The sequence below is a fragment of the Streptomyces sp. NPDC091279 genome, from assembly GCF_044757465.1.
In the GTDB taxonomy this organism is placed as follows: domain Bacteria; phylum Actinomycetota; class Actinomycetes; order Streptomycetales; family Streptomycetaceae; genus Streptomyces.
Genome location: NZ_JBIVVA010000017.1, coordinates 133,250 through 148,426 on the forward strand (window position 1 = coordinate 133,250; position 15,177 = coordinate 148,426).

A 15,177-nucleotide genomic window follows, 5' to 3' on the forward strand; every position below is an offset into this window, starting at 1 on the left:
GGGGGCCCCCCCCCCCCCCCCCCCCCCGGCCCTCACCCCTCCCCCGAGCCCCTCAGCGTGCCGTGTGCTTCACGAAGCGGGCCGCGGTCTCCGCGAGGACCTCACGGCCGTCGCGCGCCCACAGGCCGTCGTTGAACAGCTCCACCTCGATGGGGCCCGTGTAACCGGCCGCCTCGACGTACCCCTGCCACTCACACATGTCGATCGCGCCGTCACCGATCTGGCCCCGGCCGTTGAGGACGCCCTCGGGCAACGGCGTGGTCCAGTCGGCGAGTTGGAAGGTGTGGATGCGTCCGCCCGCGCCCGCCCGGGCGATCTGCGCGGGAGCCGCGTCGTCCCACCAGATGTGGTAGGTGTCGACCGTGACCCCCACCTGCTCGGCCGGGAAGCGTTCCGCCAGGTCGAGGGCCTGCGCGAGGGTGGAGACCACGCACCGGTCGGCCGCGTACATGGGGTGCAGCGGCTCGATCGCGAGGCGGACCCCGCGATCCCGCGCGTACGGCCCCAACTCGCCCAGCGCGTCCGCGATCCGCTCCCGCGCCCCGTGCAGGTCCTTCGAACCGGCCGGGAGGCCGCCCGAGACCAGGACGAGGGTGTCGGTGCCGAGAGTGGCCGCCTCGTCGACGGCCTTCTTGTTGTCGGCGATCGCGGCGGCTCGTTCCGCTGGGTCGATGGCCGTGAAGAAGCCGCCCCGGCACAACGTGGTCACCGCCAGGCCCGCGTCCCGGACCAGCCGGGCCGTCGCCGCCAGGCCGAACGCCTGGACCGGCTCGCGCCAGAGGCCGACCCCGGGGACGCCCAACTCCAGGCAGGCGTCGACCAGTTCGGGCATGGTCAGCTGCTTCACCGTCATCTGGTTGATGGAGAAGCGGGTCAGTTCGGGATCGCTCACTGGTCCACTCCGTACAGGGACAGCAGGTTCTTCATGCGCTCCTCGGCCAGCTTCGGGTCGGGGAACAGGCCCAGGCCGTCGGCGAGTTCGTAGGCGCGCGTGAAGTGCGGGAGGGAACGGGCCGATTGGAGGCCGCCGACCATGGTGAAGTGCGCCTGGTGGCCCGCGAGCCAGGCCAGGAACACCACGCCCGTCTTGTAGAACCGGGTCGGGGTCTGGAACAGGTGGCGCGACAACTCGACGGTGGGGTCGAGGAGTTCACGGAACCCAGCCGCATTCCCCGTGTCCAGCACCCGGACCGCCTCCGCGGCCAGCGGACCGAGCGGGTCGAAGATGCCCAACAGGGCGTGGCTGAAGCCCTGTTCGTCGCCCGCGATCAGCTCGGGGTAGTTGAAGTCGTCGCCGGTGTAGCAGCGCACGCCCTGCGGCAGCCGGCGCCGGATGTCGATCTCGCGCCGGGCGTCGAGCAACGACACCTTGATGCCGTCGACCTTGTCCGGGTGGGCGGCGATGACCTCAAGGAACGTGTCCGTCGCCGCGTCGAGATCGGCCGAACCCCAGTACCCCTCAAGGGCCGGGTCGAACATCGGGCCGAGCCAGTGCAGGATCACCGGCTCGGCGGACTGGCGCAGCAGGTGACCGTAGAGGTCGAGGTAGTCCTCGGGGCCCTGGGCAGCCGCCGCGAGCGCACGCGACGCCATCAGGATCGTGCGGGCCCCCGACGCCTCGACCAGCGCGAGCTGCTCCTCGTAGGCCGCCCGGACCTCGGCCAGCGAACCGGCGGCGAGCTGGTCGGTGCCGACCCCGCACGCGATCAGGCCGCCGACCGCCTTCGCCTCGGCGGCGGACCGGCGGATCAGCTCGGCCGCCCCCGCCCAGTCCAGGCCCATCCCGCGCTGCGCGGTGTCCATCGCCTCGGCCACCCCGAGCCCGTGCGACCACAGATGCCGGCGGAAGGCGAGGGTCGCCTCCCAGTCGACGGCGGCCGCCGAGTCGGGCGACACGTCGGCCAACGGGTCCGCCACCACGTGCGCCGCCGAGAACACCGTGCGCGAGGTGAACGGCGTTCCGGTGGCGATGGCGAGGGGCTCGGGACGCGGCTCGTAGGAGCGCAACCCGCCCTGGAAGTCGGGGAGTCGGATCGTCACAGCTCGATCTCCGGAACGTCCAGGCGGCGGCCCTCCGCCGACGACTTCAGCCCCAGCTCGGCGAGTTGGACGCCACGGGCACCGGCGAGCAGGTCCCACTGGTAGGGCGCGTCCGCGTAGACGTGCTTGAGGAACAGCTCCCACTGCGCCTTGAAGCCGTTGTCGAACTCCTCGTTGTCCGGCACCTCCTGCCACTGGTCGCGGAAGGAGTAGGTGGCCGGGATGTCCGGGTTCCAGACCGGCTTCGGCGTCAGACTGCGGTGCTGCACACGGCAGTTGCGCAGTCCGGCGACGGCCGAGCCCTCGGTGCCGTCGACCTGGAACTCGACGAGTTCGTCACGGTTGACGCGCACGGCCCAGGAGGAGTTGATCTGCGCGATGGCGCCGCCGTCGAGCTCGAAGATGCCGTAGGCGGCGTCGTCGGCCGTCGCGTCGTAGGGCTTGTCGTGCTCGTCCCAGCGCTGCGGGATGTGGGTGGTGGCGATGGCCTGCACCGACTTCACCCGCCCGAACAGCTCGTGCAGCACGTACTCCCAGTGCGGGAACATGTCGACGACGATGCCGCCGCCGTCCTCCGCGCGGTAGTTCCAGGACGGGCGCTGGGCGGACTGCCAGTCGCCCTCGAAGACCCAGTAGCCGAACTCGCCCCGGATGGAGAGAATCCGCCCGAAGAAGCCGCCGTCGATGAGGCGCTTCAGCTTGAGCAGACCCGGCAGGAACAGCTTGTCCTGCACGACGCCGTGCTTGATGCCGGCCGCGTCCGCGAGGCGCGCCAGCTCCAGGGCGCCGTCGAGACCGGTCGCCGTCGGCTTCTCGGTGTAGATGTGCTTCCCGGCCGCGATCGCCTTCGTGAGCGCCTCCTCGCGCGCGGAGGTGACCTGCGCGTCGAAGTAGATCTCGACGCTCGGGTCCGCGAGCACCGCGTCCACGTCGGTCGAGATGTGCTCCAGGCCGTGCTGCTCGGCGAGCGCGCGCAGGGCGTGCTCGCGGCGGCCGAGCAGGATCGGCTCCGGCCACAGCACGGTGCCGTCGCCGAGGTCGAGGCCGCCCTGTTCGCGGATGGCCAGGATCGAACGGACCAGGTGCTGGCGGTAACCCATGCGCCCGGTCACGCCGTTCATGGCGATACGCACCGTCTTGCGTGTCACGTCATTCCCTTCGCAGGTTCGTACACAGCGTCGTACGCGGAGTGGTACGCGGTTGTGTGCGCCGCGCACGCCCTACTGATGAGCGTCACAGCAAGCGCTTTCTATGTAAGGAGAAGCTAGCCTCTGAACAGTGGTCCGGACAAGACCGTGACCGCTTCGAGTTGTTCGACGGCACGAACGGGTGGGGCTGGGGGCCGTAAGGTCTGGACTTGGCCGGTCCGCGTGGGGTGTGCGGCGGGCGGCGAGAGGGACCGGGGCTCGGCCCGGGGGGCGGAAAGCGCGTGCGGGGAGGTGCGGGCATGCGGAAGCAGGACAGGGGCAGACAGGGGCACGTGACGGCGCACAGGCGTACGTACGTGCAGGGAGAGGCACGACGGTGCACGACAAGGTGCACGACGAGGTGCGACGAGGTGCGACGAGTGACGCGTGACCGGAGGACGACGAGATGACGGTGACCCTGGCGGACGTGGCGGCCCGCGCCCAGGTCTCCCCCGCGACGGTGTCGCGCGTGCTGAACGGGAACTACCCGGTGGCGGCCACCACCCGGGAACGGGTGCTCAAGGCCGTCGACGACCTGGACTACGTCCTGAACGGCCCCGCGAGCGCCCTGGCCGCGGCCACCTCCGACCTCGTCGGAATCCTGGTCAACGACATCGCCGACCCGTTCTTCGGGATCATGGCCGGCGCGATCCAGTCGGAGATCGGCGGCCCCGGCGGCCGGGCGGGCGGCGAACGGCTGGCGGTGACCTGCAACACCGGCGGTTCGCCGGAGCGGGAGTTGACGTACCTGACGCTGCTGCAACGGCAGCGGGCGGCGGCCGTCGTGCTGACCGGCGGCGCCGTGGAGAACGTTCCTCATCTGGCCGCCGTCTCCGCCAAGTTGCGCCGGCTCGTGGAGGCCGGGACACGTGTCGTGCTGTGCGGGCGGCCACCGGCCCCGGACACCGGCGCGATCGCGCTGACCTTCGACAACCGGGGTGGCGGCCAGCTGCTCACCGAGCATCTGATCGGGCTCGGCCACCGGCGGCTCGGCTACATCGCGGGCCCGGAGGAACGGACGACGACCCGGCACCGCCTGGAGGGACACCGGGCTGCGCTGGAGGCGGCGGGGATCACGGAGGACCCGCGCTGGACCGTGCACGGCCGCTACGACCGACAGGCGGGCTACGAGGCGACGTTGGAGCTGCTGCGCCGCGACCCGTCCCTCACCGCGATCGTCGCCGCGAACGACTCCGTGGCCCTCGGCGCGTGCGCCGCCCTGCGCGAGTCGGGCCTGCGCATCCCGGACGACGTCTCGGTCGCCGGTTTCGACGACCTCCCGTTCAGCATCGACGCGGTTCCCGCCCTGACGACGGTACGGCTGCCGCTGGCCGAGGCGGGCGCCCGCGCCGGACGCATCGCGATGGGCCGCGAGGACGCGCCCCCCGGCGGGATCGCCACGGTACGGGGGGAGTTGATGGTGCGGGGGTCTTCGGGGGCACCGAGGGGGTAGCGGCGGACGCCGGGAGGGCGGGGGTGGGTCGGGGACGGGGCTCGGTCGGGGGTGGGGTGCGGTCGGGGCGGGGCCCGGTCAGGGGCGGGTCAGGTCAGGGGCGGGGCGCGGTCGGGGGCGAGGTCCGGTCGGGGGGCGGGACGCGGTCGCGGCGGGGCCCGGTCTGGGCCCGTTCAGGCCAGGGGCGGGGCGCGGTCGGGGGCAGCACGCAGACGGTGACGGGGCCCGGTCAGGTGCAGAACGCAGTCAGTGGCGCGCACCGGTCAGGGGCGGGCCCGGTCAGGGCGCGGTCAGGGGCGGGGCCGGTCGGGGCGGGGCGCGGTCAGGGGCAGGGCTCGGGCGGAGGCGCGGACCGGTCGGGGCGGGGCGGGGCGTGGGTGGAGGTGGGGGCGTCAACGGGCGTTGGGGGGTGCCCACTCGTCCGGGGGAAAGCGTCATGAAACGGGTGTTCGTGGGCGGAGGGCGGGCAGAAACCCGTCGAGCAGAACATCGCCGGGCCACCTGAGACCCATACCGGCCCGGCGACAACTCACCAGACCACGGGGGCAATTCATGATCAGGTTCCGGACCGGCAGGGTCGACCGACCTTCCCGTTATTCCCGTTCGATCCACTCGCTGCCGCCCAGCGGGTAGTCGTAGCCGGGGCGGCCGGCGTCGCCGCTCGTGCGGAACGGGGTGCCGTTGTTGTCGATGTGCACGGTGCCGCGTCGGCTGCCGCTCGACCAGTCCAGAGTGAGGTCCCAGCGGACATCGTGCGCCTTGGCGTGCGCGGTGACGTAGAAGACCTCCGGGTCGGACTCGCTGACCTTGTAGGGGAAGTCGCGCTGACCGTTCTTGACGGCGAGCGAGGGGCTGCCGTTGTCGAGGTCGACGTCGAACGACTTGGTCTCGACGCCGCCTCCGCAGCCGACGCCCATCGAGTAGTCGTTCCAGGCGAGCGGCGCCCCCTTGGACACGACGCGGACATGCAGGGCCTCCAGAACGACGGTGTCCTGCCCCGCGCCCTGCACGGTCAGCGCGACCCGCTGGTCACCCGAGGACACCGCTCCGTAGGCGGCTGCCCAGCGCGGCGCGTCCTGCTCGCTCGCGGGCGGGCCGACCTGCTCGGGTTCGCTGTCGACCAGGAAGTGCTGGCTGCACGGGTTGTCGTAGACATAGGGGCGGGTGCCGACGTTCAACGGCACGGCGGTGCTGTCGGCGGTGGGGGTGGGCGCGCCCTGCTTGCCGTCGCCCTTCGTGGTGCCGGTCCCGGCGGAGGCGGAAGCGGAGACCGAAGGGCCGGGGCTCGTGCCGCTCGGGGAAGGGCTGGCTGACTCCTTCGCCGACGGCTTCCCGCTGGCCCCCTCGGGGGTGGTCAAGCCGGTGGCCTCGGCGACGCTCCGCCCTGCCGTCTCCTTCCCCCCGAAGGGCACGCCGACGGCCAGCACACCGGCCCCGAGAACGGCGGCCACGGCAACGGCGGCGATCAGGGCGTTGCGGCGACGTCGGGAGAGGGCCGGGGTGGGGGCGGGGGCGTTGTCGTGCGGGATGTCGGCGACCAAGGGGGCGTCGGCGTGGGGGGTGGGGGGAGTGTCGGCGTGGGTGGGGGCGTCGCTGGGGGTGGGAGTGGGGGCGGGGGTGGGGAGGGGGAGGGGGGAGGGGCCCCCCGAAGTGCTCGGCGAAGTCTCCCCCACCGTCCCAGAAGACCCACCCGCCGACTCCGAAGCCGAACCGGCAGACGCCCCGCCCGCCCCGGAAGTCCCGGAAGCCCCGCCCGCCTCACCCGTCCCGGACGCCTCACCCGCCCTGACCGCCCCGGACACCCCCGACGCGCCGGACGCACCGGACACCCCGGACGCACTGCCCGCACTGCCCGCACTGCCCGCACCGCCCGCACCGACCGCCCCGACCGCCCCCGACGTCCCCTCCGGCACCGCTCGCTCCGCGCGGGCTCCTCTCGCCGCGTCGGCGAGAATCCAGCGGCGGTGGAGTTCGACCAGTTCCTGCGGGGTGGCCCGGCAGAGGCGGGCGAGGCGTTCGACGGGGGCGTAGTCGTGGGGCACCGCGCTGCCGTTGCAGTAGCGGTGCAGCGTCGACGTGCTCATGTGCAGCCGTTTGGCCAACGTTCCGTAGCTCAGCCCCGCGCGGTCCTTCAGTTCCCGCAGCAGCGCCGCGAATCCGTCCGGTTCCCCGGTACCGCTCGCGTCCGACACTCGTCCCACCACTTCTCCGACGTCCCATTCCCGCGTTCCAGGGGTACCACGTTTCCCCTGGTCAGAGGCTGTCCCAGCGTTCCATTGTCCCGCACTCCCCGCAGTTCGTAGCGGCTGGGACGGATCACCCCACAAGCTTCGGTCATCCAAGCACCACACCGACCCGCACCTCGAAGGGGTACCTCCACATGTCCAGCATCCGCACCTCCCGCACTCGCCTTCTGACCGTCGCCGCGACCGTGGCGCTCGCCGGCCTCTCCCTGACAGCGTGCGGCGACGGCTCGGGCGTCACCGACGAAGGCGCGGCGGCGCACACCTCCACGATCACTCCGTCCTCCGGTGACACGCCGTCGGAGAAGGCGACGGTCCCCACCTCCGCCAAGGGCGGCGACACCAGCGACACCGCGGGCAACAGCACCTCCACGCAGGGTGGCTCCTCCGCCGGCTCCAGCGACTCGAAGTCGAGCGTGCAGACGCCGGCCGAGAACGCGTCGTCCAGCAGCAAGGCCGTCACCTGCGAGGGCTCCAACACCAAGACCGTCGCGGCCCCGCTGACCCGGCCCGTCAACCACCTGCTGCTCACCGTCACCAACACCGGCAGCAAGACCTGCTTCCTGTACGGCTACCCGTCCGTCCAGTTCACCGACGCGCAGTCGGTGCCGCCGGTCATCGAGGAGTCCCAGCCGCAGGCCGTCGTCACCCTGGAGCCGGGCCAGTCGGGCTACGCGTCGGTGGCCCTGTCCGCCTCCGACGGCAGCGGTGGCAAGGGCCGCAAGGTGAACGACCTGAACGTCTACTTCTCCGACCGTTCCATGAACGGCAGCGTCGGCAAGGGCGCCCACCCCTCGCTGCCCAGCGGCGGCGTCTACATCGACGACTCCGTCAAGGTCACCTACTGGCAGCAGGAGATGTCGGACGCCATCAACTGGTGATCACGGTGATCACCCGAACGAGGTTCACCCACCCCGGGTGGCGGCGGCCGCGCGGGGTACGGGTGACGTCCCGGTGCCGGGGGCGGCGTTCGGCGCCCGGGCGATTGTCAGTGGGGCGCGCCATGATGGCTGACAGCAGGATCGGTCGGCGGATCTGGCAGCAGGATCTGTCTGCGGATCTGGCTGCGGGTCGGTCGCGTCCGCCGGGCGCCTCGGGACGACGGGAGTGGGTTGTGATGCGGGTCGTGGTGAGTGAGTTCGTGAGTCTGGACGGGGTCGTGCAGGCGCCGGGCGGGCCGCAGGAGGACACCGACGGCGGGTTCGCGCACGGCGGCTGGTCCCACGCGTACTTCGATCCGGAGGTGGTCGGTGGGGCGTTCGCCGCCGGGCTCCAGCGGGCGGCGGGGCTGTTGTACGGGCGGCGTACCTATCTGACGATGGCGGCGGCGTGGCCGGAGCGGGCGGGTGACCCGTTCGCGGACCGGTTGAACGAGTTGCCGAAGTATGTCGTCACCAGCACTCTCGACGACGCCGATCTGACCTGGGCCAACACCACCCGGATTCCCGGCGGTGAGGCGGTCGCCCGGGTCCGGGAGCTGCGTGAGCGGGACGGCGGTGACCTCGCGATGATGGGCAGTCCGACCCTGGTGCGGACCCTCCTCGCGGCGGGTCTCGTCGACGAACTTCAGCTGATCGTGATGCCGGTGCTGCTCGGCGGCGGCAAGTCGATCTTCCCGACGGACGGGATGAAGCGTCCCTTCGAGCTGGTCTCGACGGCCACCGGGAAGACTGGCGCCCAGGTGTGCGTGTACCGGCCCGCCGCCGGCTGAGGGGGCGGGAGCGGTCATGAAACTGGCGTTCTCCACTCTCGGCGTCCCCGGCCTGCCGGTCCCGGATGTGATCCGGCTGGCCAGCGCCCACGGTTTCCACGGTGTCGAGTTGCGCGCGCACCCCGAGGAACCCGTCCACCCCGGGCTCAGCGGTGTGGAACGGGCCTCGGTGGCCGCCGAGTTCAGGGCGAACGGCGTCGAGGTGCTCGGTGTCGCCGGGTATCCGCGTGTGGCCGCCCCCGGCGACGACGGTCCCGTCATCGCCGATATCCGCCTCCTCGTCGACCTCGCCCGCGACCTCGGTGCCCCGTATGTGCGGGTCTTTCCCGGTGCCGGGGAGGAGCAGACCCGGGAGCGGGCCGACGCGACGGCCGCGCGGCGGCTCGGTTCGGCCGCGGAGTACGCCGCCGAGCAGGGTGTGCGGGTCCTCCTTGAGACGCATGACTCGCATCGCACCGGCGCCGACGCGATCCGGGTCCTGGGTCGGGTCGGCCATCGCAACACGGGTGCGCTCTGGGACGTCATGCACACCTGGCTCGGCGGCGAACAGCCCTCGGAGTCGTTCGCGGCCCTCGCACCGTTCCTCGGGTATGTGCAGGTCAAGGACATCGCGTAGGCCGATGACACGACCCCGTTGGCGCTGGGCGCGGGTGTTCTGCCGCTCGCCGAGTGTGTGGAGGTGCTCTCCCGGCACGGCTGGGACGGCTGGTTGTGCTGGGAGTACGAGAAACGCTGGTACGACGAGGCCGCTCCGCTCCCAGAGCTGCTGGCGGCGGGCCACGCCCACCTGTCGAGACTCCTCGACGACTCGGCGTAGAAGGAGAAGGAGGAGGGGAGAACGGGCCCCTCCGACGCTCGCCCACTGAAGGCGTGCCCTCCCCCGCTCCCCCTCGCCTCTCGCTCGCCCACCCCTCGATATTCGATGGCCCGTGTGGAGTGCTGCGGCTAGCGTCCCGGCATGCCTCCCCCGCGAACCCGCCTCGGCCGGGTGTTGATCGATGTCCGGCCGTTGCGCGGTTCTGCTGTCTTCCGGCGGTTGTGGATCGGGCGTACGGCGTCGGGGTTGGGCCGGTTCATGACCGTCGTGACTGTCATGTATCAGGTGTGGGACATGACGCACAGCCCGGTGTGGAGTGGTGCGGTGGGGCTCGCGCAGGCTGTTCCGCTGGTCGGTGTGGGGCTGTTCGCGGGCGCGTGGGTGGACCGGGGTGACCGGCGTCGGATCTATCTGTCGGCGACGGTCGGGCAGGCGGTGTGTTCGGTGTTGCTTGCAGTGCAGGGGTTCACCGGCGGGGTTCCGGTGGCCGGGGTGTTGGTGCTGGTCGCGGGGCAGGCGTCGTTCGGGGCGGTGAGTGGTCCGGCGGCCGGGGTGTTCGTGCGGCGTGTGCTGCCGAAGGAGCAGGTTCCTGCGGGTCTGGCTCTGAACCAGGTCTCCGGGCAGGCGACGATGCTGCTCGGTCCGGCGTTGGCGGGCGTGCTGCTGGGCTGGCTGGGGGTCGCCGTCTGTTATCTGGTCGACGCGCTGGCCTTCGCTTTCTCCTTCTACGGTGCCCATGGTCTGCCCGCGCTGCCGCCGGAGGGCGAACCGTCCCGGGCGGGCTGGCACGGTGTCGTGGACGGGCTGCGGTTCCTGGCCGGTCATCGGGTGGTGCGCGGCGCTCTGATCACGGACCTCGCGGCGACGGTGCTTGCGATGCCGGTGAGCCTGTTCCCGCTGGTCAACACGGAACGTTTCGACGGCAGCCCCCGTACCCTCGGCCTGTTGCTGTCCTCGCTGGCGGCGGGCGGGCTGGTCGCGACGGCGTTCTCGGGCCCGGTCACCCGGCTCGCGCGTCCGGGTCTGGTGATGCTGTGCGGTGCGGGTGCCTGGGGTGTGGCGCTGGCCTGCTTCGGCCTCACGACCAGCCCGTGGGCGGGCCTCGCCCTGCTGGCGGTCGCCGGTGCGGGCGATTCCCTGTCGGTGGTCTCCCGGACCACGATCGTCCAGACCCGCACGCCGGACGCCCTGTTGGGGCGGGTGACGGCGGCGGAGTTGACGGTCGGCCAGGCGGGCCCGCACCTCGGCAACCTCCGCGCGGGCCTCGTCGCGGGTTCCACCTCGGGCGCGACGGCCCTGATAACAGGAGGCCTGCTGTGCACGCTGGCGATCGCCTACGTGGCGACGGTCACGCCGGAACTGCGGGGGTCGACGACCCGGGAGTGAACAGCCCTGTGCGTCAACGGCGGTGCGCTGGGCGGATGTTGAGGGCGGACCCGGGCCGACGTGCACGCCGACCTCACCGACCTCACCGACCTCGCCGTCTGCCCGTTCGCCTCGGCCGATTCGCCCGAGGCGTGCCAACGGGGCTGACTGTCATCGTCGTTGACTTCTCGTCGCCGGGAAGGGCCGTGCACGGTACGGGACTTGGCGTCGGGGACAACGCATCCTCCGCTGCCCTCAAGGACGTTGAAGAACCGTCTCCGACGCACCCGCATCCGCGCTCTCGGAACCGGCCGCCACCGTCACCGCCACCGGCGCTGTCGCCGTCCCCGTTGCCCCCGTCTCCCCGTCGTGGGCCGGACCTGTGGCCGTTGCTCTGCCGCTTCCAACTCCCCTGCCCCGTAGCCCCGTTAGCGAGGTAAGGCCCACTCCGCCCGTCAGCAGTGCTGTTGCGCAGCAGCGTAGGGGGGTGATCGTTTCGTTGAGGAAGAGGGCTGCTGAGGTCATGCCGAAGACCGGGACGAGGAGGGAGAAGGGGGCGACTGTGGTGGCGGGGTGGCGGTTGAGGAGCCAGCCCCAGGCGCCGAAGCCGAGGACGGTGGTGATCCAGGCCGCGTAGAGGACCGTTGCGGCGCCCTGCCAGTCGAGGGCGCGCAGGGCATCGAGGTCGCGGGTGGGGCCTTCGAGGAGGAGGGAGAGGGCGAGGAGGGGCAGGACGGGGACGGTGCTGACCCAGACCATGAAGTTGAGGGCGTCGGGTGGGGCGGCCTTGCGGGTCAGGACGTTGGAGACGCCCCAGCAGGCGGCCGCCGCGATGACCAGGGCGAAGGCGCCGAGGGGTCCGGAGGTGCCTTCGTCGATCGCGGCGACGACGATCCCGGACAGCGCCACGAGCATGCCTGTCAGGCGGATGCGGGAGGGGCGTTCGCCGAGGAACGCGAAGGCGACGGCGGCCGTGAACACGGCCTGGATCTGGAGGACGAGGGAGGAGAGTCCGGCCGGCATGCCCGCGCTCATGCCGACGAACAGCAGCCCGAACTTGGCTACGCCCAGGGCGAGTCCGACGCTCACGAGCCATCTCCAGGCGACCTTGGGGCGGCCCACGAGGAACACGGCGGGCAGGGCGGCCACCAGGAAGCGCAGGGCGGAGAAGAGCAGGGGCGGGAAATGGCCGAGGCCGATCTCGACGACGGTGAAGTTGATGCCCCACAGGGCCGCCACGAGGACGGCGAGGGCCACATGTGCGGGTCGCATACGGCGATCATCAGGGCCCGTGACCGTGAAGCACCAGCGATGATCGGTACCGGGTCGGTTGTAGCATCGCTGAAGAGTGGGTGTCGTCGTCGGGGGAACCGTGCTGGATCTGCAACGTCTTCGCGCTCTGCATTCCGTCGCCGTGCACGGCAGTGTCGGGGCCGCCGCGACCGCGCTCGGCTATACGCCGTCGGCCGTCTCGCAGCAGATCGCCAAGTTGGAACGGGAGACCAGGACCGTGCTGCTGGAACGGGCCGGGCGGGGTGTCCGGCTCACCCCCGAGGCGCAGCAACTCGTGGTCACCGCGCAGGAGTTGCTGGCGATCATGGAGCGTGCGGAGACGGCGTTGGAGGAGCGGCGCGGGGTGCCGGCGGGGCGGTTGACGATCGCCGCGTTCGCGTCGAGCGCGCGGGGGCTGCTGCCGGGGGTGCTGGCGGATCTGGCGGTGCGGCATCCGGCGTTGGACGCCCGGCTCAGTGAGGTCGATCCGCATCTCTCGGTCGGTCTGGTGGCCCGGGGTGCGGTGGATCTGGCGGTCGCGCACGGGTGGGACATCGCGCCGCTGGTGGTGCCGGCGGGGGTGGAGCATGCGGTGATCGGTGAGGACCGGTGCACGTTGCTGGTGCCGGAGGGGCATCCGTTCGCGGGTCAACGGGTCGTGCGGCGGGCGGAGTTGGGCGGGCAGCGGTGGGTGTGTCAGCCGCCGGGGCGGATCTGTCACGAGTGGCTGGTGCGGACGCTGCGGGCCGCCGGGCACGAGCCGGACATCGTCCATCAGGCCGAGGAGAATCCGACGCTGGTCGCGTTGGTCGCCGCGGGTCTGGGCATCGCGTTGATCCCGGAGCTGGGCCGGGGTCCGTTGCCGCCGGGGGTGGTCGAGGTGCGGCTCGATCCGACGCCGGTGCGGCGGCTGTCGGCGCTGTGGCGGGCGGGGGCGGCGCGGCGGCCGGCGATCGCGGAGACCGTCCGTACCCTTCAGGAGCACTGGCCCAGGGTCGTGGATCAGCCATCCCACTGACCCCGTTTGACCGGCGCGCCCCGTCGCACCGGCGGGGTCGACGGCGTCCCGGCGGTTACCGTGCGCACGCCCTTGACTGGCGGAAACTTCCCGGATACGGCTGTACGCACGGAAGTTTCCTTCAGCGGATCATCGTGGATCATCTCCGGAAGGAGCGCATGTGCCCTCCAGACGTACCGTCCTGAGCGCGGCCGCGGGCGTCACCGCGTCCCTCGCGACCGGCACCGCCGCCCACGCCGACGACCAGCAGCTCCGCTCCCTGCTCGGCCGGATGACGCTGCCCGAGAAGGTCGGCCAGCTCTTCGTCATGCGTGCCTACGGCCACTCCGCCACCGACCCCGACCAGGCCGACATCGACGCCAACCTGACCGAGATCGGCGTCCGTACGGCGGCCGAGCTGATCGCCCGTTACCGGGTCGGCGGGATCATCTACTTCACCTGGGCGCACAACACGCGCGACCCGCGCCAGATCGCCGCTCTGTCCAACGGCATCCAGCGGGCCTCGCTCGCGCAGCCGCGCGGGCTGCCGGTGCTGATCTCCACCGACCAGGAGCACGGCGCGGTCTGCCGGGTCGGGGCGCCGGCCACCTTGCTGCCGGGCGCGATGGCGATCGGCGCCGGGGGCTCCCGCGCGGACGCCCGCACGCTGGCCCGGATCTCCGGCCGGGAGCTGCGCGCCCTCGGCATCCGCCAGGACTATGCGCCGGTCGCGGATGTGAACGTCAATCCCGCCAACCCCGTCATCGGCGTCCGTTCCTTCGGTGCCGACCCGGACGCGGTCGCCGGGATGGTCGCCGCCGAGGTGGCCGGATATCAGCGGTCCTCGGTGGCGGCGACCGCCAAGCACTTCCCGGGGCACGGGGACACCGCCGTCGACAGCCACTTCGGGTTCCCGGTCATCACGCACAGCCGTGCGCGGTGGTCGGCGCTGGACGCGGTGCCGTTCCGGGCGGCGATCAGGGCGGGGGTCGACTCGATCATGACCGGGCATCTGATGGTCCCGGCCCTGGACGGCTCCGGCGATCCGGCCACCCTCTCGCACCCGATCCTCACCGGGGTCCTGCGGGGTGAACTGGGGTACGACGGGCTGGTGGTGACCGACGCGCTGGGCATGCAGGGCGTGCGCACGAAGTACGGCGACGACCGGGTCCCGGTGCTCGCGCTGAAGGCGGGCGTCGACCAGCTCCTCAACCCGCCGTCGCTTGAGGTCGCCTGGAACGCGGTCCTCAAGGCCGTGCGGGAAGGGGAGTTGACCGAGGCGCGGCTCGACGAGTCGGTGCTACGGGTCCTGCGGCTGAAGGCTCGCCTCGGGCTCTTCGCGCAGCCGTACGTCCGGGAGGGCGAGGTGGACCGGGTCGTCGGTGTCCGGGCGCACCTCGCCGAGGCCGACCGGCTGGCCGAGCGGACGACGACGTTGCTGGCCAACGCGGATGGGCTGCTGCCGTTGTCGCCGCGTACGCATGCCCGGTTGCTGGTGGTGGGCGCCGACCCGGACTCCCCGTCCGGCACCACGGGGCCGCCGACCGGCGTCCTCGCCGAGGCCCTGACGGGGCTGGGGTTCACGGCGACCGCCCGGCCGACGGGGGTGAGTCCGTCGGCGGACGTCATCTCGGACGCGGTGGCGGCGGCCGGGGGCGTGGACGCCGTCGTCGTCGGCACGTACAACCTGACGGCGGACAGTCCCCAGAAGACCCTGGTCGAACGGCTCCTGGCGACCGGGAGACCGGTGGTGGCCGTCGCGATCCGCAACCCGTACGACATCGCCCAACTGCCCACGGTCCGGGCCTGCTTGGCGACCTACTCGTGGACGGACGTCGAACTGCGGGCCGCCGCCCGGGTGATCGCGGGCCGGGTCCGGCCCCGGGGCCGCCTCCCGGTCCCGGTCCCGGCGGCCGACGACCCGACGAAGGTGCTCCACCCCCTCGGGTACGGGCTGTCGTACGGCACGTAGGGATACCGCACGTAGGGGTACCGCACCTAGATGAGTGAGTCCGATGTGTGTGCTGGTAGCGACCATGGCGAAGGGCGCCCGTTGGTCAGTGTGTGAAGACAGACCTGGACGCCCTTCTGA

General features: G+C 72.0%; 11 protein-coding genes and 1 pseudogene. 7 read left to right on the forward strand and 5 right to left on the reverse strand.

All coding sequences use genetic code 11. The features are described from left to right. Window positions 1–52: 52 nt before the first annotated feature. The 3 genes from ACIQOU_RS33455 to ACIQOU_RS33465 are packed head-to-tail and all read right to left on the reverse strand — an operon-like array spanning window position 53 to window position 3,188. Window positions 53–853 carry a sugar phosphate isomerase/epimerase family protein gene (locus ACIQOU_RS33455; RefSeq protein ID WP_401543296.1) on the reverse strand — a complete coding sequence of 267 codons (801 nt, stop codon included), beginning with the start codon at window positions 851–853 and terminating at the stop codon, window positions 53–55. A gap of 35 nt (window positions 854–888) precedes the next feature. Beyond that, on the reverse strand, window positions 889–2,040 hold the full coding sequence (locus ACIQOU_RS33460) for a dihydrodipicolinate synthase family protein (protein WP_401543264.1): 1,152 nt from the start codon (window positions 2,038–2,040) through the stop codon (window positions 889–891). Beyond that, complete coding sequence (locus ACIQOU_RS33465) at window positions 2,037–3,188, reverse strand: Gfo/Idh/MocA family protein (protein ID WP_401543267.1); 1,152 nt, start codon at window positions 3,186–3,188, stop codon at window positions 2,037–2,039. The genes ACIQOU_RS33460 and ACIQOU_RS33465 overlap by 4 nt, the downstream gene beginning before the upstream one ends. 445 nt (window positions 3,189–3,633) lie before the next feature. Here ACIQOU_RS33465 and ACIQOU_RS33470 point away from each other — a divergent pair, with 445 nt between their 5' ends. Then, window positions 3,634–4,680, forward strand: a complete 1,047-nt coding sequence (locus ACIQOU_RS33470) for a LacI family DNA-binding transcriptional regulator (RefSeq protein ID WP_401543269.1) — start codon at window positions 3,634–3,636, stop codon at window positions 4,678–4,680. Window positions 4,681–5,273: 593 nt separating this feature from the next. Here the strand turns inward: ACIQOU_RS33470 and ACIQOU_RS33475 are convergent. Next, window positions 5,274–6,881 carry a helix-turn-helix domain-containing protein gene (locus tag ACIQOU_RS33475; RefSeq protein ID WP_401543272.1) on the reverse strand — a complete coding sequence of 536 codons (1,608 nt, stop codon included), beginning with the start codon at window positions 6,879–6,881 and terminating at the stop codon, window positions 5,274–5,276. 179 nt (window positions 6,882–7,060) lie between these two features. On the opposite strand from ACIQOU_RS33475, the gene ACIQOU_RS33480 reads away from it, so the two are divergent. The 4 genes and pseudogenes from ACIQOU_RS33480 to ACIQOU_RS33495 all read left to right on the forward strand — a co-directional run bounded on the left by ACIQOU_RS33480 (window position 7,061) and on the right by ACIQOU_RS33495 (window position 10,837). After that, window positions 7,061–7,804 carry a DUF4232 domain-containing protein gene (locus tag ACIQOU_RS33480; RefSeq protein WP_401543275.1) on the forward strand — a complete coding sequence of 248 codons (744 nt, stop codon included), beginning with the start codon at window positions 7,061–7,063 and terminating at the stop codon, window positions 7,802–7,804. Between the two features lie 236 nt (window positions 7,805–8,040). Next, entirely contained in the window at window positions 8,041–8,634 is a 594-nt protein-coding gene (locus ACIQOU_RS33485; RefSeq protein WP_401543277.1) for a dihydrofolate reductase family protein, read from the forward strand. A 16-nt stretch (window positions 8,635–8,650) separates the two neighbouring features. Beyond that, a pseudogene (locus tag ACIQOU_RS33490) lies at window positions 8,651–9,451 on the forward strand (sugar phosphate isomerase/epimerase family protein). Window positions 9,452–9,592: 141 nt separating this feature from the next. Then, a complete protein-coding gene (locus ACIQOU_RS33495; RefSeq protein WP_401543279.1) occupies window positions 9,593–10,837 on the forward strand; it encodes an MFS transporter in 1,245 nt (414 codons plus the stop codon). A 234-nt stretch (window positions 10,838–11,071) separates the two neighbouring features. Here ACIQOU_RS33495 and ACIQOU_RS33500 read toward each other — a convergent pair whose 3' ends face one another. Further along, window positions 11,072–12,088 carry an EamA family transporter gene (locus ACIQOU_RS33500; protein WP_401543282.1) on the reverse strand — a complete coding sequence of 339 codons (1,017 nt, stop codon included), beginning with the start codon at window positions 12,086–12,088 and terminating at the stop codon, window positions 11,072–11,074. Window positions 12,089–12,188: 100 nt separating this feature from the next. Between ACIQOU_RS33500 and ACIQOU_RS33505 the strand changes: the two genes are divergently transcribed. Both ACIQOU_RS33505 and ACIQOU_RS33510 read left to right on the forward strand, forming a co-directional pair. Then, window positions 12,189–13,106 carry a LysR family transcriptional regulator gene (locus ACIQOU_RS33505; protein WP_401543299.1) on the forward strand — a complete coding sequence of 306 codons (918 nt, stop codon included), beginning with the start codon at window positions 12,189–12,191 and terminating at the stop codon, window positions 13,104–13,106. Window positions 13,107–13,266: 160 nt separating this feature from the next. Beyond that, window positions 13,267–15,057 (forward strand): glycoside hydrolase family 3 protein, encoded by a 1,791-nt coding sequence (locus tag ACIQOU_RS33510; protein ID WP_401543285.1) that lies wholly within the window; start codon window positions 13,267–13,269, stop codon window positions 15,055–15,057. Window positions 15,058–15,177 lie beyond the last annotated feature (120 nt).